The 21,767-nt window shown below is 60.8% G+C and carries 22 protein-coding genes and 1 tRNA gene; 10 read left to right on the top strand and 13 right to left on the bottom strand.

Features of this window, described 5'->3' with window-relative positions; all coding sequences use genetic code 11:
* Nucleotides 1–69: 69 nt before the first annotated feature.
* Both fliJ and fliI read right to left on the bottom strand, forming a co-directional pair.
* Complete coding sequence (gene fliJ / locus ABJO61_RS00115; RefSeq protein WP_348323207.1) at nt 70–480, bottom strand: flagellar export protein FliJ; 411 nt, start codon at nt 478–480, stop codon at nt 70–72.
* On the bottom strand, nt 480–1,817 hold the full coding sequence (gene fliI, locus ABJO61_RS00110; RefSeq protein ID WP_348323208.1) for a flagellar protein export ATPase FliI: 1,338 nt from the start codon (nt 1,815–1,817) through the stop codon (nt 480–482). Before fliI ends, fliJ begins: the two co-directional genes overlap by 1 nt.
* A 341-nt stretch (nt 1,818–2,158) precedes the next feature.
* On the opposite strand from fliI, the gene ABJO61_RS00105 reads away from it, so the two are divergent.
* Complete coding sequence (locus tag ABJO61_RS00105) at nt 2,159–2,866, top strand: response regulator transcription factor CtrA (protein ID WP_293333630.1); 708 nt, start codon at nt 2,159–2,161, stop codon at nt 2,864–2,866.
* Nucleotides 2,867–2,947: 81 nt separating this feature from the next.
* Here ABJO61_RS00105 and ABJO61_RS00100 read toward each other — a convergent pair whose 3' ends face one another.
* Nucleotides 2,948–3,610: a histidine phosphotransferase family protein gene (locus ABJO61_RS00100; RefSeq protein ID WP_348323209.1), complete on the bottom strand. Its 663-nt coding sequence runs from the start codon at nt 3,608–3,610 to the stop codon at nt 2,948–2,950.
* 144 nt (nt 3,611–3,754) lie between these two features.
* On the opposite strand from ABJO61_RS00100, the gene cysQ reads away from it, so the two are divergent.
* Complete coding sequence (gene cysQ / locus ABJO61_RS00095) at nt 3,755–4,567, top strand: 3'(2'),5'-bisphosphate nucleotidase CysQ (protein ID WP_348323210.1); 813 nt, start codon at nt 3,755–3,757, stop codon at nt 4,565–4,567.
* Nucleotides 4,568–4,879: 312 nt separating this feature from the next.
* Here the strand turns inward: cysQ and ABJO61_RS00090 are convergent, their stop codons facing one another.
* Genes ABJO61_RS00090 through ABJO61_RS00080 form a run of 3 tightly spaced genes read right to left on the bottom strand, consistent with a single transcriptional unit; the run spans nt 4,880 to nt 7,562 of the window.
* Nucleotides 4,880–5,230 (bottom strand): YdbL family protein, encoded by a 351-nt coding sequence (locus ABJO61_RS00090; protein ID WP_348322996.1) that lies wholly within the window; start codon nt 5,228–5,230, stop codon nt 4,880–4,882.
* 14 nt (nt 5,231–5,244) lie between these two features.
* A complete protein-coding gene (locus ABJO61_RS00085) occupies nt 5,245–5,412 on the bottom strand; it encodes a YnbE family lipoprotein (RefSeq protein ID WP_348323012.1) in 168 nt (55 codons plus the stop codon).
* A 59-nt stretch (nt 5,413–5,471) separates the two neighbouring features.
* Complete coding sequence (locus tag ABJO61_RS00080) at nt 5,472–7,562, bottom strand: YdbH domain-containing protein (RefSeq protein WP_348322997.1); 2,091 nt, start codon at nt 7,560–7,562, stop codon at nt 5,472–5,474.
* Nucleotides 7,563–7,733: 171 nt separating this feature from the next.
* Between ABJO61_RS00080 and ABJO61_RS00075 the strand changes: the two genes are divergently transcribed.
* The 3 genes from ABJO61_RS00075 to ABJO61_RS00065 all read left to right on the top strand — a co-directional run bounded on the left by ABJO61_RS00075 (nt 7,734) and on the right by ABJO61_RS00065 (nt 9,839).
* A complete protein-coding gene (locus ABJO61_RS00075) occupies nt 7,734–8,378 on the top strand; it encodes a DUF1134 domain-containing protein (protein WP_348322998.1) in 645 nt (214 codons plus the stop codon).
* Nucleotides 8,379–8,516: 138 nt separating this feature from the next.
* Nucleotides 8,517–9,338 (top strand): hypothetical protein, encoded by an 822-nt coding sequence (locus tag ABJO61_RS00070; RefSeq protein WP_348322999.1) that lies wholly within the window; start codon nt 8,517–8,519, stop codon nt 9,336–9,338.
* Between the two features lie 90 nt (nt 9,339–9,428).
* Nucleotides 9,429–9,839, top strand: coding sequence for an MAPEG family protein (locus tag ABJO61_RS00065; protein WP_348323000.1), 411 nt, complete (start codon nt 9,429–9,431; stop codon nt 9,837–9,839).
* 29 nt (nt 9,840–9,868) lie between these two features.
* On the opposite strand, the gene ABJO61_RS00060 is transcribed toward ABJO61_RS00065, so the two are convergent.
* Nucleotides 9,869–9,943: transfer RNA gene (locus ABJO61_RS00060), tRNA-Glu, on the bottom strand.
* A gap of 721 nt (nt 9,944–10,664) precedes the next feature.
* The gene (locus ABJO61_RS00055) at nt 10,665–11,084 is read right to left on the bottom strand and encodes a hypothetical protein (RefSeq protein WP_348323001.1); all 420 of its coding nucleotides are present in this window, start codon (nt 11,082–11,084) and stop codon (nt 10,665–10,667) included.
* Here ABJO61_RS00055 and ABJO61_RS00050 point away from each other — a divergent pair.
* A complete protein-coding gene (locus ABJO61_RS00050) occupies nt 11,083–12,168 on the top strand; it encodes an RluA family pseudouridine synthase (RefSeq protein ID WP_348323002.1) in 1,086 nt (361 codons plus the stop codon). The genes ABJO61_RS00055 and ABJO61_RS00050 overlap by 2 nt on opposite strands.
* A 226-nt stretch (nt 12,169–12,394) precedes the next feature.
* On the top strand, nt 12,395–12,673 hold the full coding sequence (locus tag ABJO61_RS00045; RefSeq protein WP_348323003.1) for a transcriptional regulator: 279 nt from the start codon (nt 12,395–12,397) through the stop codon (nt 12,671–12,673).
* A gap of 17 nt (nt 12,674–12,690) precedes the next feature.
* On the opposite strand, the gene ABJO61_RS00040 is transcribed toward ABJO61_RS00045, so the two are convergent.
* Both ABJO61_RS00040 and ABJO61_RS00035 read right to left on the bottom strand, forming a co-directional pair.
* A complete protein-coding gene (locus tag ABJO61_RS00040; RefSeq protein WP_348323004.1) occupies nt 12,691–14,223 on the bottom strand; it encodes a hypothetical protein in 1,533 nt (510 codons plus the stop codon).
* Between the two features lie 232 nt (nt 14,224–14,455).
* Nucleotides 14,456–15,067, bottom strand: coding sequence for a hypothetical protein (locus ABJO61_RS00035; protein WP_348323005.1), 612 nt, complete (start codon nt 15,065–15,067; stop codon nt 14,456–14,458).
* Nucleotides 15,068–15,471: 404 nt separating this feature from the next.
* Here ABJO61_RS00035 and rpoH point away from each other — a divergent pair, with 404 nt between their 5' ends.
* Complete coding sequence (rpoH, locus tag ABJO61_RS00030; RefSeq protein WP_348323006.1) at nt 15,472–16,413, top strand: RNA polymerase sigma factor RpoH; 942 nt, start codon at nt 15,472–15,474, stop codon at nt 16,411–16,413.
* 127 nt (nt 16,414–16,540) lie between these two features.
* Nucleotides 16,541–17,782, top strand: coding sequence for an AI-2E family transporter (locus tag ABJO61_RS00025; RefSeq protein WP_348323007.1), 1,242 nt, complete (start codon nt 16,541–16,543; stop codon nt 17,780–17,782).
* Between the two features lie 18 nt (nt 17,783–17,800).
* Here the strand turns inward: ABJO61_RS00025 and msrA are convergent, their stop codons facing one another.
* Nucleotides 17,801–18,448 carry a peptide-methionine (S)-S-oxide reductase MsrA gene (gene msrA / locus ABJO61_RS00020; protein ID WP_348323008.1) on the bottom strand — a complete coding sequence of 216 codons (648 nt, stop codon included), beginning with the start codon at nt 18,446–18,448 and terminating at the stop codon, nt 17,801–17,803.
* Between the two features lie 156 nt (nt 18,449–18,604).
* Here msrA and ABJO61_RS00015 point away from each other — a divergent pair, with 156 nt between their 5' ends.
* Nucleotides 18,605–20,329, top strand: coding sequence for an amidohydrolase family protein (locus ABJO61_RS00015; protein ID WP_348323009.1), 1,725 nt, complete (start codon nt 18,605–18,607; stop codon nt 20,327–20,329).
* Between the two features lie 231 nt (nt 20,330–20,560).
* On the opposite strand, the gene ABJO61_RS00010 is transcribed toward ABJO61_RS00015, so the two are convergent.
* Complete coding sequence (locus ABJO61_RS00010; RefSeq protein WP_348323010.1) at nt 20,561–21,091, bottom strand: mismatch-specific DNA-glycosylase; 531 nt, start codon at nt 21,089–21,091, stop codon at nt 20,561–20,563.
* A gap of 3 nt (nt 21,092–21,094) precedes the next feature.
* Entirely contained in the window at nt 21,095–21,469 is a 375-nt protein-coding gene (locus tag ABJO61_RS00005) for a VOC family protein (protein ID WP_348323011.1), read from the bottom strand.
* Between the last annotated feature and the right edge of the window lie 298 nt (nt 21,470–21,767).

Raw genomic sequence — 21,767 nt, 5'->3', positions numbered from 1 at the left:
CGAAATCTGTTGTGTTCGCGGTCATACTAGCGCGGCCTGAGGCTGCGCGAAAACCCGTTTCGAGAAAACTCACTGACGACGGTGAATCGTAAGCGCGATTTCATCCAGTTCAGCCTGCTCGACACGCATCGCTTCCTTGCGGACCTTGCGTTTGCGGCTGCCTTCAAGAAGTTCATATTTCTTGAGCTCTCGAAAAGCGCCCGCCAGTTCTTCTTTTGCTTCTTCCAGCTGGCGTTCGATTCCGGCGATTGATTCGAGGATATTCTCACGACGGCGGATAACGGACTTCGCGAACATCGGATAGGCGAAATGCGCAACGTCGGAAACACCAGCCTTGCGCTGTTCTACCTCGACCTGCGCTTCAAGATCGCGCTCACGTTGGTGAAACTCGGACAGCATGATCTCAAGCTCGGCAACCTTCCGGCGTTTCTCATCCACCTGGAATTTGTGGAGACGGATCAGGGATTCGCGGTTCCGCATTACTCAGTCTCCCACGATATCGGCGAACCGTCGCCAAGTATGTTCGCAAGCGCGGCATATCCGTCGTCAAGCGTACACGATTCATTTTTCCGCTGCGCCAGGAAGGCATCAAGCGCAGGCTGATAATGGATGGCCTCGTCGACCTGAGGATCGGACCCTGGACGATAGGCCCCCAGGCGGATCAGCTCTTCCATGTCGTCATAAGTCGCCATCAGTGTCCGGGCGCGGCGAATGAGGCCGCTTTCTTCCTGCGTATTGCAATCCGGCATGGTGCGCGAGATGGACTTCAATACATTCACTGCAGGATAACGTCCGCGCTCGGCAATCGAACGTTCCATTACAATGTGCCCATCCAGAATCGACCGCACAGCATCGGCCACGGGTTCATTGTGATCGTCGCCGTCGACAAGAACAGTGAAAAGCCCGGTTATGCTGCCGGTTCCCGTTCCCGGTCCTGCACGTTCGAGCAGTTTCGGCAGTTCAGCAAAAACGGTCGGGGTGTAGCCCTTGCTCGTCGGCGGCTCGCCGGTCGAAAGACCGATCTCGCGTTGCGCGATCGCAAACCGCGTCACGCTGTCCATCATGCAGAGCACATTCTTGTCGAGATCGCGGAAATGTTCGGCAAGGCTCATGGTGAGATAAGCAGCCTGACGGCGCATCAGCGCCGGCTCGTCCGAGGTCGCAACCACGACCACCGAGCGCGCAAGACCTTCCGGTCCGAGATCGTCCTCGATGAATTCCTGCACCTCACGCCCGCGTTCGCCGATCAACCCGATCACGGAAACATCGCAGGCAGTATTCCGCGCGAGCATGGAAAGCAGAACCGACTTGCCAACGCCGGAGCCCGCAAAAATACCCATGCGCTGGCCGCGGCAGCAGGTGGTGAATGTATTGAGAGCGCGAACGCCGAGGTCAACCTTGCCCCTTACGCGCTGCCGCGTATGAGCCGCAGGCGGCATGCTTCGCAGGGGATAAGGGGTCGCCCCCTGTGCGATGGGCCCCTTACCGTCGACAGGCTCACCCATGGCGTTCACCACGCGGCCGAGCCAAGCGTTGGAGGGATAGACATGAGGCTCTTCGGACGACAAAACCGCCTTGCAGCCAACACCGATGCCCGAAAGAGCGCCGAACGGAAGGCAGAGCGCACGATTGTCGCGGAAGCCGACAACCTCGCAGGTCACCTCTTCTCCAGCACGATTGAAAACCGCGAGCCTGCTCCCGACACCCATGGCATGAAGTGGCCCCGCAACTTCAACCATCAGCCCCTGAATGCTGACCACGCGCCCGTAATGCTTAACTTCGGCGAGCGCGCCTATTTCCGCCAACAATGCCTGCACTGGCCCCGGGCCTCTTCTGGACTATGAGGAACCGCATTCCTCTTTTTCAGATGTGATGCAGTTTGCCGCCAAGACTTTAAGACGGCGTAAACCCTGAAATGAGGAAATGCCTGCCAATCTGGATCAATGCGGAACGGAGAAATCGGGGGAATTAACCCGCTCCCTACCTGTCTCATGGAGGGAAAAGTGAGTCAGGGCAGAGACTTAGAGAACGACCCGTAAATTTTTCTGAATTTTTTTCATTCCGATTAACCTTTGTTAACCAAATCGCCTTAAGGTCCGAACCATGGATTAACCAAACCATCGGCGGTCAATACTGAAGATCGCCGAGAGGGGGACCAATGAGAGTTCTGCTCATCGAAGACGACAGCGCGACCGCGCAGAGCATCGAACTGATGCTCAAGTCGGATGGTTTCAATGTGTACACCACCGACCTCGGTGAAGAAGGGGTCGATCTCGGCAAGCTTTATGATTACGACATCATTCTGCTCGACCTGAACCTGCCGGACATGAGCGGTTACGACGTTCTGAAGCAGCTTCGCGTGGGCAAGATCACCACCCCCATCCTCATTCTCTCAGGCCTGGCCGGCATCGAGAACAAGGTCCGCGGGCTGGGTTTCGGCGCCGACGACTATATGACGAAGCCATTCCACAAGGACGAGCTGGTCGCCCGCATCCATGCGGTTGTCCGCCGTTCGAAGGGTCACTCCCAGTCGGTCATCAACACGGGCAAACTCACCGTCAATCTCGACACCAAGACGGTCGAGGTGGAAGGCAACCGCGTGCACCTGACGGGCAAGGAATACCAGATGCTGGAGCTCCTCTCGCTCCGCAAGGGCACGACGCTCACCAAGGAGATGTTCCTCAATCATCTCTACGGCGGTATGGACGAGCCGGAACTCAAGATCATCGACGTCTTCATTTGCAAGTTGCGCAAAAAGCTCGCGGCATCGACAGGTGGCGATCACTATATCGAAACCGTCTGGGGCCGGGGTTATGTGCTGCGTGATCCCTCGGAAGGCAGCATGCCTGCAAAAGCCTCCGCCTGACCGTCCTGACGGAAACGAAATGCAAAAGGGCACCCGCTGGGGTGCCCTTTTTCATTCGCGAGACTGACAATATCCCCGGCGTCAGACACCTGCCCCACTATCGGCAAAAAGCGCCTCGATTACGAAATCCTCGCCTTCCATACGGGCTCCGATGGAAAGTCCGAGAGAGCGCGCGACAAGACCCGTAAAATAAGGCTGCGCCGCGCGCGCATCGAGAAACCTGTCGGGATCGCGCCCGCCGAGGAACTTTGCTGTCTCTTCCGGCACACGAGCGGCCTGCCCTGTCGAACGTATCCTAAGCGTCGGCTTCGCCATATCGCCATCGACCGCCACGGCCACATCCCCGCCCCGCGGAATAGCAGCCATACCGATCAGGATCATGTTGAGCAAAAGCTTCACATAATCCTTTCCGATATTTGCGGCTGGAGCCTCCCATGAAAGCGTCGCCCGCTCCCCCATCATCAGCCCTTCGGCGACGGATTTCGCATCCTGGAGATCAAGTTCCGCTCCCGCCGACCCGGCGGCACCAAAACAAAGACGAGCGAACTGAAGCTTGGCGGAGGCCTGCGCGGCGCTCTTGGTAATGAGCTCCATCGCGTGAGCCTTCATCTCCGGATCTTCTTCATCCGCGAGCACCTCAAGCCCGTTGGTGATCGCGCCTACCGGGCTGATCACGTCATGGCAAACGCGGCTGCACATCAAAGCGGCGAGCTCCAAAGCGGAGACGTCGGTGGTTTCCGTCATATCGATTTGCCCCAGAACCCCTAAAAGCCTAGAAAGCCTGATAGCATCGTGCCGCCGTCAACGCCAGCCCCGGCGGCCCTAACCGCCATTTCCGGGGCGCGTTCCAACGCCATCTGCCCGGCCAGACCACCCAGGGGACGAGATTTGACGAGCCTGATTTCCGACCGAGCCACCCTCACCGAAGAGTTGCGGAAAATCGCCATCCGTGCGGGTGCAGCCATCATGGATCACTACCACTCGGAATTCGAAGTTATCCATAAGGAAGACAAGAGCCCGGTCACCGCCGCCGACAAGGACGCCGAGGCGCTTATTCTCGAAGGCTTGCGGAAGTTCGTTCCAGATATTCCGGTGGTCTCCGAAGAAGCCGCCGCAGATGGCCATATCCCCGAAATCGGCCACAGCTTCTTCCTTGTGGATCCGCTCGACGGCACCAAGGAGTTTGTCAACAAGAACGGGGAATTCACTGTCAATATCGCTCTTATCGAAGACCGTGTGCCCGTGGCAGGTGTCGTTTATGCGCCCGCCAAGGACAGAATGTTCTTCGGCTATGGCCCGGGGCAAGCGTTTGAGCAGACCGTAACGCCGAGCCCGGAGGGGACGGAAGGGCCGAACAGGCCGACCTCTATTGCTGCACGCAAGCCGAGCGAAGATGGCCTCGTCGTCATCGCCAGTCGCACCCATCGCGATACAAAGACGGACGAATATCTGAACCTCTACAAGGTGAAGGAATTCCTTGCCGCCGGATCGTCACTGAAATTCTGTCTGGTTGCCGCGGGTGAAGCCGATCTTTATCCCCGCCACGGCCGCACCATGGAATGGGACACTGCAGCAGGGCACGCCGTTCTGCTCTCGGCAGGCGGCAGCGTCACCCAGCTCGACGGCACACCCCTTCTCTATGGAAAAACCGAGCGCGGTCTCGACAATCCCTTTTTCGTTGCACGCGGCGCCCTCGCCTGACGTGAACCGCAAAGAAAACAGAATCTCCTGGTCCCCGGACCGGATTTCCATCCGGTCCGGGGCCTGGTGCTGTCGAGGCCGTCGGAGAAGGCAAGCTGGCCGGCGCAAGCCGCGAATGGCCCCCCGACCGTCGAGGGCTCGCGCCGGCCCCGCCATGCGATACGCGCTACTGGCGGAAGTGCTTACACAGACAAATTTGCAAGCACCATGCCGCCGTCTGGCACCGTGTTCAGACGCGATTGCGCTTCATTTGGGGATTTGTTCCGTGTCAGATGACGACGGTAACGCCGACCATGCCAAAACGGCACAAGCTCAAGGCTTTTTTACCCACTGACCGGGGTTTTTCTCAACATACTGCCCCGAAGGCGTCTTCGAGATGAGCTTCTCCGCGGCGAGCTTTTCCACGGCATTGAGCGTCGCGCCCGCCGTCTTGTCGGCAATCGCCTGATAGGACGCCCGGCGGCGCAGATTGATGTCGTCCACCATCTTCTTGAGATCAGGGCTCGGCGCTGCCGTAACCAGGCCGACATAACCATTGAGCTTTTCGCCAACCAGCCCCTGAGCCTTCGCAGAATCGAGATCGGCCGCGAAGCTTGCCCCCGAGAAGACCAGAGAGAACAGCAGCGCGAAAAGCGGCAGGGCGGATTTCATGATTGGGCGCATATCTCGTGTCTTCCTCAGAACAGATCCGGGTTTTCGGCAAGCAGGTCATCGAGATCGCGGTCGACCTTCACGCGGACTTCCTGCTCGATCTTGACGTTGAGATTGATCTCTATGGGTTTGTCCGGCGCTTCGATCTTCACCGTTGGATTACACCCGGCAAGCAGGAGCGCGCCTCCAACCATACTCAAGGACGCATATCGGGAGAAAGTGAAGTGCATTCGGTGCATCAGGTGCTGCAAGCTCACGGTTCCGTCTTGTTGGCGGGCGGCTGAAGCGCCCCTTTCGACTGCTCTTTGATGAGTTCGAGCGGCCGGAAACCAACGGTACCACGCCGCAGCAGGTCTGCAAGCGATCCCTCCAGTTTCACATTGATGGCGAAGGGATAGCCGTCATAGAGATCGGGATTGGCCCCCTTCAGGGAAAGCCGAAGCACGAGATCTCCATTCGCATTGCCGGAAAGGCCGCCTGCAAGTTCGGTATAGTGGAAATTCTGCAGGGCGTCGGTGAGAAGTTTCGTCTGCTCGGTTGCGGCGGCGTCCGCAGCCTCGCCGCGATAAATGATGATACCCTGGTCCTCGGCCGCGATATTTCCGTCCATAAGGATCGGATCGCCATCCTTGATCGCAACCGGCACCTGCCCGTTGATGTGCCCGGTTACCCGAAGCCCCGGCACGTCCGCAAGGGCAACCAGCGCCGCAAGGTCGACATCCTTCACTGTCAAAAGAAACTCGGCATTGCCGGCACTGACCGCCGCGCTCGACGATACGAGCGTCAGCTTGCCATCCGCAAAAGGCCAGTTTGCATCGACGATGCGAAGCCCTGTCCGGTCCAGCTCGAAGGCCACCGTCCCGTCCCGCAGAGGAACCCCCGCCTGCAGCGTAGCGACCTTCAATGTCTGCACGCCTTTTGTTTGCGGCGGCAAGAGACTCGAGAGCGTGACCGTGCCGCTCACGCCTTCCACCGTGGCTGCCGAGGCGACAAAGCCGACCTTGTCGAACTTCGCCTCCCCGGAACTCGAAAAGCTCCCGTCCTTCATGTCCGCACGCGCGCTATAGACAAGATTGCCGCTCATGCGCGCGACCTTTCCCTTGAGGGAAGGCAACAATGTCTGCAACTCGAGTTTGCCCGGCGCAAAGGCAAGACTGCCATTGGCGCGCGCTTGTCCCCGCCCTGCCCCGACATCGTAACTTGCGGTGACATTGGCAAGCCGTGCACCGAAAAGTGACGGCAGGGCGCTGCGCAGAACAAGATCGGCAGCGAGAGAACCTTGGGTGTAGTCGACAGGGCCTTCGACCAGAACAGGCGCAAAACGGGATGGCTGTGAGATATCGCGCAACTGCAGGCTGCGAAGCGATACACGCAAAGGCTTCAGCACATTGCCCTCAAGTCCGCCCGCGGCATCGATCTTGCCGCTGAAGGAGAACGAACCGCCTGCCGTCTGGTTGAGACTGAAATCGTCCAGCTCGGCTTCCGCCGCGAGAGAAATGTTTCGTTCCTGCACTTCCGCGACCAGCCGGTAGGCGACACCGCCGCCAAGATCGAGATAAAGAGATCTGAGTGCAGGCGCGAGGGACGCGAGCGTGAGTTCATTGCGCGCAAAGGTAAGCGCCCCTTCCGCCACGGCCCTGCCATTGCGCGTCTCACCGTCATAACTGCCCTCCGCTTCGAAGAGCGGAACAGGCTCCGCCTGCCCGGCTGCGCTCGCCACGGAGGCGGTAAAGCCGAGCTTCCGGCCCTCAACACGCAACAGACCATTTGCAAGAAGCGGCGCAAAGCGGGGCTCAGCCGCGGCATCGGCAATATCCAGCGCACTGGACGAGACGACAATCGCGTCGCCTTCGGGCGCGGCGGATGCAGGCCCTGAAAAAGCAAAGACGCCGTAGGGCGTAGTCGCCAGCACTTCTACGTCGTCCACGACAACGGGGGGCAGGCTGAGCTTGCCGCCACCCTCGCCTTGAAGCAGAGGGTCAAGCGCCCCGAGCGAGAGCCCATCCTCGGTCAAAAGAATGCGAAGCCGGGCCTCGTCGACGTTCACGGAACGGACCTTGCCTGACAGGAGTTCGCCGAGTGAGTAATTCACGGTGACGCCCGCCGCCGTAGCATCGGGGGCTGCAGGGTCACCAATCGAGATATCGGACAGAGAAATACTCCGGAGACCAATGAACCCGACATTGAAGGAGGCAGGTGCGATACCGCGATCGGCAAGGGCTTGCCCGATAACCCGCTCGGCAAGCGCCACCCGCTCCGCCCAGAGCCAGCCCAGCCCCAAAGCCAGTGCAAGGAAAAGGGCTGCCGCCACAAGAGCGAGGCGCGTCTTCCACGACTTCAACATCCGGCCTCACTCAATATTCCGGCCCTCTGGACATGCGGTTTGCGGTCACCGTTTCGCCACGCTGCGCGGACAATATCCCCGGGCCCTCGAATCCGATGATTCTCCGATAGAGTTTGCATCAATTGGCGGCGATTCGATGGCGATAGACATGACACGAAAGAGGAACGGCAGATGATCGACACAGCCAAACCGGCGCAGCGGCAGCATGCAACCCACCAGAAGCCACGAAACGGCCTTTTCCCCCGCGTCTTTTCGCTCGGCCTTCTCGCCGGCGCTGTTGCCCTTGTCCTGATGCCGGCGGCCGCCTTCGCGCAGACGCAGAATCAGTCCTCCGATACCTACAAGGAAGACGAGATCGTCAAGGAAGCAGGCGACTTCTTCGGCGCGGTTTCCGAAGGGCTGGCCGACGCCGTCCATGATGTTTTCGAGGACTATGGCGAGCCCAATGCCTATATCAAGGGCGAGGAAGCGAGCGGCGCATTCGTGATCGGCCTGCGCTATGGCCAAGGCGAACTTGTGATGAAGAATGGCACACGCCGCAAGGTTTTCTGGCAGGGGCCAAGCGCCGGATGGGATTTCGGCGGCAATGCAGCAAAGGTCTTCACGCTGGTCTACAACCTGCCGGACGGAGACACGATCTATCAGCGCTTTCCCGGCGTCGAAGGCAGCGCCTATCTCGTGGGCGGCATCGGCCTCAACTACCAGCAACGCGACGATATCGTGCTCGCGCCGATGCGCTCCGGCGCGGGGCTGCGGCTCGGCGCTTCCGTGGGCTACCTGAAATACACGAAATCACGCGAATGGCTGCCCTTCTGACCGCCCGGACGAGCCCTCTCCCGCTGCCTCACACAAGGTGGAAGGGGGAGGGCTTTTCTGGCAGTCTGTCGCGGTTTCGCGGACCATCCGCACCCGCCCCGGGGATGAGCCCCGGAGCCAAGCAATGCGAGGAAACCCATGATTGAGAGCCTGATGCTGATTGCGCTTGGCTTCTTGCTCGCAACGCTTTTCGGGCTCATCGCGGCGCAGTTCATCTGGCGCCGGGCGGTCACGGTCACGCTTCGAAAAATGAACACTGGAGAGATGCTGGCGACGGAAGCGCCGCAAGAGCAAGCACAAGAATATGACTTGCAGGCGGAGTTCGACGCACTCGCGGAGCAACACCAGAACGAAATGGCGCCGCTCAAGGCGGAGGTCGGCAATCTGAAAGCGGAAGGCGCGAGGCTCGCCGCCGCGAATGAAGCGCTGACCCGTGAAAAAGCGCAGATCGCTGCCGAATCCGAAAGGTTGAAAAGCGAAGTGGAGCGGCTGAAGACTGGCTTCGCGACGCTGCACGAAGAGATCGAAAACGCTGCTGCCGAAACCGCAAAACATGCGGCGAGTGTCACCACGGCGCAACGCGAGCTGAGCGGACTGGAACAGGCGCTGAGCGAAGAGGCGAAACATTACGAGACGGCGCGCGCGAAACTCGCGGCGCTCGATACCCCCACCCCCCCGCCTGCCCGGGCGGTGCAAGCCCCCGAGCCCGAAAGCGATCCGAAAGACGAGCCGCAACAAGCACTTGAGCCCTATACCGCAGCCGAACAGGATGCCGATGCGCGCACCCTGGCCGAGGTGAAGGCCTCGCTCCTCGCCGAGCTCGACGCCCCGCGCGGCACAGCCACGGCGGAGGCCGAAGACGAAGACGAAGAAGGTGGTCCGCCGCTGGAAGACCCGCGCAACGCAGGCCCGAGCCTTGCCGAACGCATCCGGGCGCTGGAAGCCGGCGTCGCCCACTGACGGGCGGGCCGGCGCAACCTCTTCTTTTATTTGCCGGAATCATTCCAAGCTGCTTTCCTTGACGCGGCCAACGCATGAGGGAGATTCGTCATGACGCCTTTCGCCTATCCGCTGACCGGGCTGGTCACGCTGATCGCGCTTGCAGTCTATTTCTGGATGGCCTTCAAGGTCGGTAAGGCACGGGGATCATTCGAGATTCCAGCGCCGCGCATGGACGGGCCGGACGACTTCCTCCGTGTACTGCGCGTCCAGGGGAACACGACCGAGGTGCTGATCCTCTTCCTGCCCGCGCTCTGGCTCTTCGCGCTGACCATCGGCGACACCTGGGCGGCGGCCGTGGGCCTGATTTTTCCAATCGGCAGAGTGGTTTACGCGCGCGGCTACTACGCGGCGGCACTGAAGCGCTCGACCGGCTTCACGATCGGACTGCTGTCCATCGTGGTGCTCTGGCTGGGCGCGGCAATCGCCCTCGCGATGGAGGCCGTTACCGCCTACATCTGAAGCCAAACATCTGATTTTATTGGAAGAATTGGTATCCCCTAGGGGAATCGAACCCCTGTTTTCGCCGTGAGAGGGCGATGTCCTGACCGCTAGACGAAGGGGACAAACCAGTTCGGCCGTCTTTTAGGACGGCTTGGAAAAGGGCGCAAGGGCAATCCTTTGCGCGGCCTCAAAACACCGGAAAAACCTAGGGGATGCCCCCTAAAAAACACAAACCGCACTGCGGCATTCGACCGCACCGGAGGGCGTTTTGCGGCCTAACCCTCCGCATAATCTAATTTAACCCCTTACAAATCAGATACTTACACCGCAATCCATTCGCATCCCAATCTAGATTACATTTTTGCAACGCAGCAAAATCCCAATTGACAACTTGTCACCTGCGGGCGATATTCATCTCACGAAACGTCGATCGACCTCCTCCCCGATCGATAGCTTTCAGATTGCCGCCGGTGCCATCCTCCCTCCTCCCCCGGCACCGGCGGCACCCTCCTCCCCCTAAATATTTGAAATCGCTGGTGAATTCGCCGGGCGACGATTTGCGCTTTATGACCCCTTCAGCGCGCATCGGCGGCTGTCATAACGACGCCCGCGACGCCCCCCCCGCGCGCATCCGCCAAGCCATTGATATCGCTGGAAAAACAAGAAAGCCGGGGATAACCCGCCCCTGACTGTCATTGTAACGTCACGAGACCGTCACATTGGGAGGCATTGTCCCCACCGGGTGGGGACAAAGGGGAGGCATTATCCCCGCCGGGTGGGGATAAAGGTGAGGCGAGAAAGAATGCCGTCGCCCCTGGGCCCCATGCGGTCCATGCGCCCTCGTCAGCGCGCCGCGAAACCCGAAAGCGGCGTCAGCAGGATGCGGCCAAGCTCCTCGCCGGTCTTCGCATCGACGATGATGACGGCCTCCGCATTGTCGCTGCCGACGGCGATGGCGATGCGCCCGCCTTCCATGGTGACGGAGCGAAGCTTCTCGCCCGGCGCGACGGCAACGCGCGAGGCGCCGAACCAGCCCGCCGGATGCGCGGCCCGCGCAGCGCCCTCCCCGCCCGCACCGGACCCGCCAGAACCCGAGATGCGCCAGACGAAGGCCGCGACCACCAGCATGAAGGTGAGGACGAGAAAGCCCGACATGATGGCCATGAGGAATTTCAGCCGCCGAAGCCTCTCCTCGGAAAGCGGCTCGCCTTTCGTCACTGGTCCCTCATGCGCATCGTCTTCCGGTGATATAGTCCCGCTCATGATGCCAGCTGCTCCCCGGAATGAAGAAGAAAAGAGATATGCGCTCACCGTCGCCGAGACGGAAGGCGGCGCGAGGCTCGACAAGTATCTCACGGAGGCGCTTGCCCGCAAGTTCGATGAGGACGAGGCGGCAAGCGCCGGCGGCGCGCCATCGCGCGCGCGCGTGAAGCAGCTGATCGAGGAAGGCCGCGTGCTGATCGAGGGGACGCGGCCGCGCCCGCTCACCGAGCCCTCTTACAGGGTAAAGCGCGGCGAGAAATTCGAGGTGGCGCTGCCGCCGCCGCTCCCCGCAAAGCCGGAGGGGCAGGCGATCCCGCTCGATGTGGTTTACGAGGACGCGGAGCTGATCGTGGTGATGAAGCCCGCCGGGCTCGTCGTCCACCCCGCGCCCGGCAATCACGATATGACGCTGGTGAACGCGCTTGTCGCCCATTGCGGGGACACGCTGTCCGGCATTGGCGGCGAGCGGCGGCCGGGCATCGTCCACCGGCTGGATAAAGAGACAAGCGGGCTCATGGTCGTCGCGAAGACGGACCGCGCGCATAGGGGCCTCGCCGAGCAATTCGCCGCGCATGGCCGCGACGGAAAACTGACCCGCGCCTACAAGGCGCTCCTCTGGGGCGTGCCCTCACCGAAGAAGGGGACGGTGAACGCGAATATCGCGCGCTCCACGCATAACCGCTCTAAGATGGCGACGCTGAAAACGCGGCTGGATGACGAAGGCGAGGACGTGACGGCGGGCCGCATCGCGATCACGCATTACAAGGTGGAGCGCGAATATTCGGACGGGCTCGTCAGCCTCGTCGAATGCCGGCTGGAAACGGGCCGCACGCACCAGATCCGTGTGCACATGACCTATATCGGCCACCCGCTGCTCGGCGACCCGACCTATGGCACGGGCATGAAAAGCCGCGCAGCGAAACTGACCGATGAGGCCCGCGCGGCGCTGACGCGGCTGAACCGCCAGGCGCTTCATGCCTGGCATCTGGGCTTCGAGCACCCGGTGACCGGCGAGCGCATGAGCTTCAATGCTCCGTTGCCGGAGGATATGAGGGAGCTGGTGGAGGAGTTGGAGGGGAGTTAGCCCCCCTCACCCTTCCCTCTCCGCTCCGGGGAGAGGGTGATCCGAGCGGCACGCGAGGATCGGTTGGGGTGCACGCAGAGCCACAGAGTTACAATGCCGTCATTGCGAGGAGCCGAAGGCGACGAAGCAATCCAGAGCGGCAAACGCAGAGCCAAACAGCCCTGGATTGCCGCGCCTCCCTGCGGGAGGCTCGCAATGACGAGTTTAGAGGTTTGAGGAACACGAAATGCTGCCCCGCGATTCAAGTCTCACGATTGTGGAGCGCATCCGCCGCGACCGCGCTTTCGCGAAGGGCGTGCTGAGCGAGGCAGCGACCTTGTTCCTCGGCGGGGAGCCGGAGGTCGCGCGCCTGATGCTGCGCGATGTGGTGAACGGCACACTCGGCTTCGAGGAACTTTCCAGCCTCACGGGCAACCCGGCGATGGACAACCTCGCCGCGATCTTCGAGGCGATCACCGGACATTTGAAAATCGAAGTGGAAGCCCGCGCGAAGAAGGCGGCGTGAGCCACAATCGTCAATTCTCATTGCTCCGTTGTTGGAAGATATTGTGTGGGCGGTGAAACCGGGTCCAACGCCGCTTCCTCGGGAGAAGGCACAAGCGGAGGCCACTGCTTTTCTTCTTCGTCTCCGGAAGAAGATACAGCTTCCACTTTCGACGCCAGTACCATTTCCAATGCATCTTCGGCGGCGTCGTTTGCTGCAATAGAGACATCCCGCAGACCCTTGGCCGAATCCTCGGACAAGGCCGATGCGCTCTCCGCCTTCTCCGCTTTCAGTTGCGGAGGCTTGGGGCGGAACGATTCAAGAAGCTGACCCACGTTTTCATAGAACTCTGGAACGAACTTTTCCAATTCCTCTATGAAAGTCCTGCTGCCACTGAATTTTCCGGCAATGTCCTTGACCATCATCACTTTGAAGGCCGTAGGCAGACTGCTGGGAAAGGTTTCCTGATTAAGCCCCTCCTCGGCACGAAGCTGTACGAGCGTCACTCTCACCGGGGGCACCTTTCCCGGAAACTGCATCTCAACCCAGACATCGGACGGGTTCGATTTGGTGAGCTGCTTGAGAAGCCAGTTGATTCTGCTTTGCAACCGCTTGGTGTCAGGTGCTTCAAGCGTCATCGAACAAATCAGGCATCGTCTTGCAATATCGGCCTGTACCTCCAGCGCATCGGCGGCATCGGGAATATCAAGCACGAAATCAAGAACATGATTGCCTGCCAGCTTCTCGGCGTCGCCGGACAACCGGGTGGACGGATCATTGGCATGTGCGCGAGAGAGCTTTTGCCGCACGCGACGCTGAACTTTTCTGGTCATCAACAGCGTGACATCGCGCGCCTCCTGATGCCACGCCGCGACGGTATTTTGAATGTCGGATGTATTCTTGTTCAGAGCGGTACGGGCATTGACCGCCAGCACAACGTCCTTCCATTCCTTGTTCATTCGGTCGAACCGTTTGACCCCGACGGAATCATGCGACAGGTAGCGCACCAATTCGGACAAGATGAACTTCTGCTCAGGCGCATCGAAATTATCGTCGCTGATGAGAAGCATGGCTTCCGTCAGGATGAACATCCATGACCAGTGGAACAGCCCGACATTTCTTGAGAGCACACGACCAATTTCAACCGGCGTGTGAGTCGGCAACGCTGAAAACTGGTTCGAGATAGTGATTACAGCATCAATGCCATGCTCCTTGGCAAGGGTTGCATAGGCCTTCACCTGCTCCGCATCGATTTCTGCGTTTCCGATCTTCGCTTCGACCAAGGCTGTCCACTGTCTGCCTCGGCCGGAGGACAGAGAAACAAATCCATCTGGACGATGATTTTTCCCGCCATTGGCCTGCTTGAAGCCGACTTCGGTGAAGCACGCAATCTCGCTACGCTTGCCAACCTTCTGCCCTATTGTATCGAGCATTCGCTCTGCAAACGGAGGAACGGCCATCATCGTTGCGAGAAAGACCGAGGTTGCCCTCACTTCCTTGCTGGAGTCTGCAGCAACGGGAATTAGCCGCGCCCTCTCGCCTTTTGTAAAATAATCGGGCTTCGTAGACATAGCTCCCCCCTACGGATAATTGACCGTAACTCAGGCAACAATGATGCTTTGCAGAAGTAATGGCAAGAGCCGCGGCAATCCGTCGATGGACAGCCTCGCTACGATTTTTGATCCGTCATGTCGCGCCTTCTTGCTTGAAAAGTGGCACGGCTTGTCCGGACCCTGACGATCTATGGCTTGATTGTTGTAATGCGGGGCGCCGGATGTTGCGCTGGTGAGTGCCGCACTGGCTTCATTCAATGGCAATCGGGGGAAGGTTTTCGATCCCGGGCGAATATTCAACCGGTCCGAATTGCGGGTCGAAGACAAAGCTCATGGCAATGGAGTTCTTCGCGAACTCGAAGGCGACATTGAACTTGTTGAAGGAATAAATCCTCGACAGACCGTCCTCGGATTGAGCGACGTGATCCGGTTCGCCAAGCTTCTCCAGAACCGATGGCAGCTTCTCGAATGAATAGACCGAGGCCAGCACGGGAGCGGTGCCCGTTCGCGCGACATAGGCGACATAACGAACACGGTCATTTTCATAGCTCACCACATGCGAAATTTCTCCCTGCGAATATTCCCCCGGATAGAACCAGATATCATCCGTGCTCCCGCTCAGCGGCGGCCCCTTGAGAAACTTCACGTCCTCCCTGGGAGCGCCAAGCTCGATCCCCCAAAGCGCCGTCTCCCGGGAGGGCCATGAACCAATCCAGACGACACCGCCGACCAGCGCGGCCACGGTCGCAAAGCCGAGCACTCCAATGATAATGGTGCGGCTTCCACGCCAGTTGCCCGCCGCACTCATGTAAAGAACAACCACGCCGAGAAATATAAGCGCCGGTATAATCAGCCAGTTCATGGGCCCCTCATTCAATTTCCCGGGACACTATCAGAAATTCACGCCGCCTTGTTTTTACATTAGAATTATTCTAATGTATTTTGATGCTCGCGATCAGCGGATGCCCCCAATTTCTTTAGCGATCGCTCTTTAACTCCCGGCTTTCCGCACCTATATCGAAACCCGGGGACGGGGCTTCGGCCGCTTCCGCGACATTTTGCGCCTCGATGCGCCCCGAAACGGGTGGAACGGACAAGATTTCGCCTGCGTTTGGGTGTTGGATAGTCTGAGTAAGTTCCTCGGGTATTGCCGGGGAAAGCCGGGATATGCCCGGCGGCCCGGCAGGGCCGTAACATTCGAATTTGGTGGCGCGCCTCCCTCCCCTCCCGGTGGTTTGGGGCTGGCGGGCCGGAAGGGGGTCTGACATGGCCGAAACGAAAACAAAGCCCGCCTCGAAAACAGCCGTGGCGAAGCTGGCGCCCGCGCCGAACCCGGAAGGGTCGCTGTCGCGCTACCTGCAGGAAATCCGCAAATTCCCCATGCTGGAGCCGCAGCAGGAATACATGCTGGCGAAGCGCTGGAAGGAACATGAGGACACCGAGGCCGCGCACCAGCTGGTGACCAGTCATCTGCGCCTCGTGGCGAAGATCGCCATGGGCTATCGCGGCTATGGCCTGCCCATCGGCGAGGTGATCTCCGAGGGCAATGTGGGCCTGATGCAGGCCGTGAAGCGCTTCGAGCCGGAAAAGGGCTTCCGCCTCGCGACCTATGCGATGTGGTGGATCCGCGCCTCGATCCAGGAATATATCCTGCGCTCGTGGTCGCTGGTGAAAATGGGCACGACCGCGGCGCAGAAGAAGCTCTTCTTCAACCTGCGGAAAGTGAAGGGCCAGATCCAGGCCATCGAGGAAGGCGACCTGCGCCCCGAACAGGTGACGGAGATTGCCGAACGGCTCGGCGTGACCGAGGACGAAGTAATCTCCATGAACGGGCGCATGTCCGGCCCGGACAATTCGCTGAACGCGCCGCTGCGCCAGGACAGCGAAAGCGGCGAGTGGCAGGACTGGCTGGTGGACGACACCGCCGACCAGGAAGTGACGCTGGGCGAGAGCGAGGAGATGGAGCTTCGCCGCGAGATGCTCGCCACCGCGATGGAAAGCCTGAACGAACGCGAGATGCACATTCTGACCGAGCGCCGCCTGAAGGACGAACCGGCGACGCTGGAAGACCTCTCCCAGGAATATGGCATCAGCCGCGAGCGCGTGCGCCAGATCGAGGTGCGCGCCTTCGAGAAGCTGCAAAAGGCGATGAAAAACGCTGTGCGCGAACAGGCCGATCAACGCCGCGAGGCACTTTCGGGCGCCTGAACCCGGCCGGGTTTTACGCGGATATTGAAGGGAAAGGCTGCGTCTTCGGACGCGGCCTTTTCTTTTGCGCGTTCTTTTGCGCGGGGAGGAGCCTCGCGAGGCGGCGCAAGCATTACGGAACCCTTGCGTGAATTATCCGTTTAAAGCCATGCAGGCGCTTCATCCGGTGCCGGTCAACCGCCGCCAGAAAAAGGCCGGGGAGGCACTCAGCGTGAACGATACCCCATCGCAAAGCGGTGCAAAGAGCAGCGAGGAAAGCGGCCCCGCAGGCGGATTTCGCGCGCGCGTGATGCGGGCCGAAACATCGCTCGGCATCCTCGCCCTGCTCGCCATTCTGTATACGGCCTTTCTGGCGCAGAACCTCGTTGCGCCCGTCACAGCCGCCATTGTCGGCAGCTTCATCCTGGCGCCCTTGATGCGCGCAGTACCTTTCCGCTTTTTCCCCGATGCGCTTGCCGCCGCGATCATGGTGCTCACCATTATCGGTGTGCTGGCAGGCGCGATCTACATGCTCGCCGAACCCGTCGCGCACTGGACGGCGCGCATCCCTGCGGCGGTGGCGGAATTCGAGCGGCGCTCGAGCGAGATTTCAGAGCCCGTGGAAGCGATGCGCCGCGCGAGCGAGCAGGTGCAGGAACTGGCGAAGGTGCGCGGCGGGCAGGAGGCGCAGACCGTCGTCGTGAAGGAGGAGGGCCTCATCGAGCAAGCAATGGAAGTGGCGGGGCAAAAGGGCGCCTCCTTCCTCATCTTCATTGTGCTGCTCTATTTCCTGCTGGCGACGGGCGAACTGCTGCGCGACCGCATCATCCGCTCGGCGAAGCGGCTGACCGACAAGGAGAAGGCGCGGCGCATCTTGCGCAGCATCGAGCGCGAAATCTCGACCTATCTCTTCTCGATCTCGTTCATCAATGCAGGGCTCGGCTTGTGCATCGGCGTGTCCTTCTGGGCGGTGGGTCTGCCCAATGCGGCGCTATGGGGCGTCGCCGCCGCGCTGCTGAACTTCGTGCCTTACGCGGGCGCAGTGGCCGGCATGGCGCTGACGGCATTCGTCGCCTTCATCGCCTTTGACGATCCCGCCCGCGTTCTCGCCGTGCCCGCGATCTACTTCTTCTGGAATCTGATCGAGTCGCAATTCGTGACGCCCTCGATCCTCGGACGCAGGCACACGCTGAACGCGGCCGTGGTCTTCCTCTCCATCGTCTTCTGGGGCTGGATGTGGGGCGTGATCGGCGCGGTGCTGGCGGTACCGATCCTCGTCATCATGAATACCTGCTTCGCGCAGATCGAGGGCTTGCGCAAATTCTCGATCTTCATCGACGGCAGCCCGAGGCCTGGGCCCCACCCGGACGGCAGCCACCTGCCCGACTAGGCGGAAATGCCCCCCTTCTTAAACAGGAAGGCCTATCGGACAGGAAACGCCGGTGCCGCCGAGACCGCAATAACCGGCCGGGTTCTTCGCGAGATACTGCTGGTGATAGTCCTCGGCGAAGTAGAAGGCCGGCGCGTCGAGAATTTCCGTCGTGATGGCGTCGTAGCCCTGTTTGCGGAGCTCGGCCTCATAGGCCGCCTTCGAGGTTTCGGCGGCCTCGCGCTGGGCGGGGCCCGTCACATAGATGCCGGAGCGGTATTGCGTGCCGACATCGTTGCCCTGGCGCATGCCCTGTGTCGGGTTGTGGCTTTCCCAGAAGGTCTTGAGCAGCGTCTCGTAGGAAACCTTTTTCGGATCGTAGACGACGAGCACGACTTCATTGTGCCCGGTCTGGCCGGAACAGACTTCCTCGTAGGTCGGGTTCGGCGTTTCGCCGCCCGCATAGCCGACAGCCGTGACATGGACGCCGGGGAGCTCCCAGAACTTCCGCTCCGCGCCCCAGAAACAGCCAAGGCCGAAGATCGCCGTCTCGCTGCCTGCGGGGTAAGGGCCCTTGAGGTCCGCGCCATTCACGAAATGGCGGGAGGCGGTGGGGATCTCGAAATCGCGGCCGGGCAGCGCCTCGCCGGGCGCGGGCATCTGGGTCTTGCGGCGGAGATTGAACATGGGGAGCCTCCCATTGTTGGGGGTTTGGCCCAGTATATGGGCATTCCGGCCGCCCCGCAAAAGGCCGGGAGGCAGGGAGGGCTCGCGGACCGTCTTGCCCTCCGCGCGCCATCGGGCGAGACTGGCCTCAAATAGTGAGATACCGGGAGAAAACAGATGACCACGCATGATCTCGTCATCCGCGGCGGCACGATCGTCGATGGAACGGGCGCAAAACCCTTTACCGGCGATGTCGCCATCGACGATGGAAAGATCAGTGCGGTCGGCAAGGTCGAGGGCAAGGGACGCCGCGAGATCGACGCGAAGGGCCTCATGGTCACGCCCGGCTTCGTCGACATTCACACGCATTACGACGCGCAGGCGACCTGGGATCCTTACCTCACGCCTTCCTCGCAGCATGGCGTGACGACAGTGGTGATGGGGAATTGCGGCGTCGGCTTCGCGCCGGTGAAACCGGAAGCGCGCAACGAGCTGATCGACCTCATGGAGGCGGTGGAAGACATTCCCGGCGCCGCGATGCATGAAGGCATCAAATGGGAATGGGAGAGCTTCCCGGAATTCATGGACGCGCTGGACAAGCGCCGCTACGCCGCCGATATCGGCACGCAGATGCCGCATTGCGCGCTGCGCGTCTATGTCATGGGCGCGCGCGGCATCGACAACGAACCGGCCACGCCCGAAGACATCGCGCAGATGCGCGACCTGACCTATGACGCGATGAAGGCGGGCGCGCTCGGCTTCTCGACCTCGCGCACGGATTTGCACAACACGCTGAAGGGCGACCCGGTGCCCGGCACGCTGGCGGCCAATGACGAACTCTTCGGCATTGCGGATGCGCTGAAGGAACACGGGAGCGGCGTCTTCCAGATCGCGGCGACGCATCGCGAGATGGAGAAGGAATTCGACTGGATGCTGAAAATGGCGAAGGAGACCGGCCGCATGGTCACCTTCCAGATCCAGCAGATCGACGAGGCGCCCGACCTCTACAAGAAGATGCTGGCGCATCTCGACGAGGCGCGCGCCCAGGGCGTGACCAATCTTCGCGGCCAGCATTCGGGCCGCCCTGTCGGCCTGCTCATGGGCTGGCAGACGTCAGTGCATCCCTTTATCGGCTTCCCGGAATACCGGCCTTACGGGCAGATGCCCTTCAAGGAGCGGATGGAGAAGCTGAAAGATCCGAAGGTGCGCGCGGAAATCACCGGCGGAAAAAACGTCGACAAGCTCGGCGCCTTCGGCAATTTCATCACGACGTCCTTCCACAAGATGTATTCGATGGGCGAGCGCGAGAATTACGAGCCATCGCCCGATGACAGCGTGGCCGCCGTGGCGAAGCGCGAAGGAAAGACGCCCGCGGAAGTCGCCTATGATGCGATGATGCTGAACGAGGGACAGGCGCTGCTCTATTTCCCGCTTTTCGGCTATTCGACCAACGACTACACGGCCATTGAGGAAACGCTGCGCCACCCGCAGACCGGCATCAGCCTCGCCGATGGCGGCGCCCATGTCGGCGCGATCTGCGACGGCGGCACGCCGACCTTCATGCTGACCCATTGGGCGCGCGACCGCACACGCGGAGCGAAGTTCCCCATCGAGGAGATCATCCGCATCCAGACGAAAGACACGGCGGAGCAATACGGGCTTTACGACCGGGGCGTCCTGAAACCCGGCATGAAGGCCGACGTAAACGTGATCGACTTCGAGAACCTCACCTTCACCCATCCCGAAATGCGCTTCGACCTTCCGGCGGGCGGCAGGCGCCTCTGGCAGGGCGCGAAGGGCTACCGCGCGACGGTGCTCTCCGGCGTTGTCGTGGCGGAGAATGACGAGCCGACGGGCGAACTGCCGGGCAGGCTCATTCGCGGGGTGCAGACGGCGGCTTAGGGTTTCGCGAAACACCCGCGCTTCCGCCGCCGGGACCACCCTCCCCCTGCGGGAGGGTCGAAATTTGCGAGCGCAGCGAAGTAAATTTCGGGGAGGGGTAAGCCGCAAAGTTCGGGGCGCGTTCCATTCCGATGGCGGAGTCCCCCTCCCCGAACGAGCTGACGCTCGTTCGACCCTCCCGCAGGGGGAGGGTGGTCCAGGTGGCTGACTTTCGAATTGGCGCAAGGGTTCTCAGGACGGCGACCGCCCCAGAAACCGCGCAAGCTCTTCCCACGGCGCAATGTTCCAAGCACGCCGCCCGGCCCCGGACGGGGACGAGAGCACGAAGACTTCCGGGAAATCGGGCACGCGGCGCTGCTGGCCATATTGAATGCGGCCCGTGGGCACGCCCATCCAGACGCTCGCCGCCTTCTTCGACGTGAAGGCGACGGCGCGCGGGCGGCAGCGGCGCATCTCCTCCTCGAAGCGATCAGCCTCATAAAGTTCGGGATCGATTTCGTGATCCATACCGGAGGCGCGCTTCGCCATGTCAGTGAAGCCGATGCCGAGATGGATGAGCTGCGGATATTCATGCGGCTCGTAGAGGCGCGGCGTGATGCCCACCTCATGCAGCGTCTTCCAGAAACGGTTGCCGGGATGCGCGTAATAGGCGCCGACAGCGGCGGAGCGGCGCGACGGCGCCGTGCCGACGAAGACGACATCGAGGCCGGGGACGAGAACATCGGGCAATTTCTCGCCGCGCGTGTTTCGCCGGAACGCCATGCGTCAAATCTCTTCGGGCGCGCAACCGAACTTCAGCAAGTTGCCGTGCGGGTCCCAGACATAAAATTCCTTCATGTTCCACGGACGCACGGCGAAATCCGAAATACGCTCGCCGTCGATGGGGTTTGTACCGATGCCCGCGCGCGAGAACTCTTCATATAGCGCAGGCACCTGCCCGCCTCTGATGTAGCAGGAGGTGCTTTCCGGATAGATGCGGTCGTTGGCGAGCCAGAAGTGGATTTCCATGCTGTCGCGCTTCGCGATCATGTAGTCGCCGAAGAGTTCGACGGTAAAGCCGAGCTTGTCGGTGTAGAAGGCACGGCTCTGCGCGAGATCGAGCGAGGCGAGGACGGGAATGGCGATGGCTTGGTCGGTCATGGGAAGTCTTGTTTTGCGGCGGATGCGGAGAGTTTAGACGATCCACATTTGACGATGAAGTTTTTGTCGTCCGCCCATGGGCCCCGGCTTTCGCCGGGGTGACAATTATTTTTAATGCTCATCACAAAAAAGCGTGTCATCCCGGCGAAAGCCGGGATGTGGATTCACATTTGAAGTGCAACAGTTTCTCCGAGAAGAGTTCGGCGGGGGTGCGGAAGTCAAGGCATTTGCGGGGCGTGTTGTTGTAGAGGGCGAGGAGGAGGTTGAAGCGGCTATCGGAGAGGGCTGCGAGATCGGT

It is taken from the genome of Parvibaculum sp. (assembly GCF_039973015.1).
GTDB lineage: Bacteria > Pseudomonadota > Alphaproteobacteria > Parvibaculales > Parvibaculaceae > Parvibaculum.
Note: the sequence above shows the minus strand (reverse complement) of the source record. Positions and strands in the feature narration are given on the sequence as shown.

What these genes read in the sequence shown, in the direction of transcription:
- fliJ (WP_348323207.1), bottom strand. Translation starts at nt 480, where the DNA reads ATGCGGAACCGCGAATCCCTGATCCGTCTCCACAAATTCCAGGTGGAT.
- ABJO61_RS00105 (WP_293333630.1), top strand. Translation starts at nt 2,159, where the DNA reads ATGAGAGTTCTGCTCATCGAAGACGACAGCGCGACCGCGCAGAGCATC.
- ABJO61_RS00100 (WP_348323209.1), bottom strand. Translation starts at nt 3,610, where the DNA reads ATGACGGAAACCACCGACGTCTCCGCTTTGGAGCTCGCCGCTTTGATG.
- ABJO61_RS00090 (WP_348322996.1), bottom strand. Translation starts at nt 5,230, where the DNA reads ATGCGCCCAATCATGAAATCCGCCCTGCCGCTTTTCGCGCTGCTGTTC.
- ABJO61_RS00085 (WP_348323012.1), bottom strand. Translation starts at nt 5,412, where the DNA reads ATGGTTGGAGGCGCGCTCCTGCTTGCCGGGTGTAATCCAACGGTGAAG.
- ABJO61_RS00080 (WP_348322997.1), bottom strand. Translation starts at nt 7,562, where the DNA reads ATGTTGAAGTCGTGGAAGACGCGCCTCGCTCTTGTGGCGGCAGCCCTT.
- ABJO61_RS00075 (WP_348322998.1), top strand. Translation starts at nt 7,734, where the DNA reads ATGATCGACACAGCCAAACCGGCGCAGCGGCAGCATGCAACCCACCAG.
- ABJO61_RS00070 (WP_348322999.1), top strand. Translation starts at nt 8,517, where the DNA reads ATGATTGAGAGCCTGATGCTGATTGCGCTTGGCTTCTTGCTCGCAACG.
- ABJO61_RS00065 (WP_348323000.1), top strand. Translation starts at nt 9,429, where the DNA reads ATGACGCCTTTCGCCTATCCGCTGACCGGGCTGGTCACGCTGATCGCG.
- ABJO61_RS00050 (WP_348323002.1), top strand. Translation starts at nt 11,083, where the DNA reads ATGATGCCAGCTGCTCCCCGGAATGAAGAAGAAAAGAGATATGCGCTC.
- ABJO61_RS00055 (WP_348323001.1), bottom strand. Translation starts at nt 11,084, where the DNA reads ATGAGCGGGACTATATCACCGGAAGACGATGCGCATGAGGGACCAGTG.
- ABJO61_RS00045 (WP_348323003.1), top strand. Translation starts at nt 12,395, where the DNA reads ATGCTGCCCCGCGATTCAAGTCTCACGATTGTGGAGCGCATCCGCCGC.
- ABJO61_RS00040 (WP_348323004.1), bottom strand. Translation starts at nt 14,223, where the DNA reads ATGTCTACGAAGCCCGATTATTTTACAAAAGGCGAGAGGGCGCGGCTA.
- ABJO61_RS00035 (WP_348323005.1), bottom strand. Translation starts at nt 15,067, where the DNA reads ATGAACTGGCTGATTATACCGGCGCTTATATTTCTCGGCGTGGTTGTT.
- rpoH (WP_348323006.1), top strand. Translation starts at nt 15,472, where the DNA reads ATGGCCGAAACGAAAACAAAGCCCGCCTCGAAAACAGCCGTGGCGAAG.
- msrA (WP_348323008.1), bottom strand. Translation starts at nt 18,448, where the DNA reads ATGTTCAATCTCCGCCGCAAGACCCAGATGCCCGCGCCCGGCGAGGCG.
- ABJO61_RS00015 (WP_348323009.1), top strand. Translation starts at nt 18,605, where the DNA reads ATGACCACGCATGATCTCGTCATCCGCGGCGGCACGATCGTCGATGGA.
- ABJO61_RS00010 (WP_348323010.1), bottom strand. Translation starts at nt 21,091, where the DNA reads ATGGCGTTCCGGCGAAACACGCGCGGCGAGAAATTGCCCGATGTTCTC.
- ABJO61_RS00005 (WP_348323011.1), bottom strand. Translation starts at nt 21,469, where the DNA reads ATGACCGACCAAGCCATCGCCATTCCCGTCCTCGCCTCGCTCGATCTC.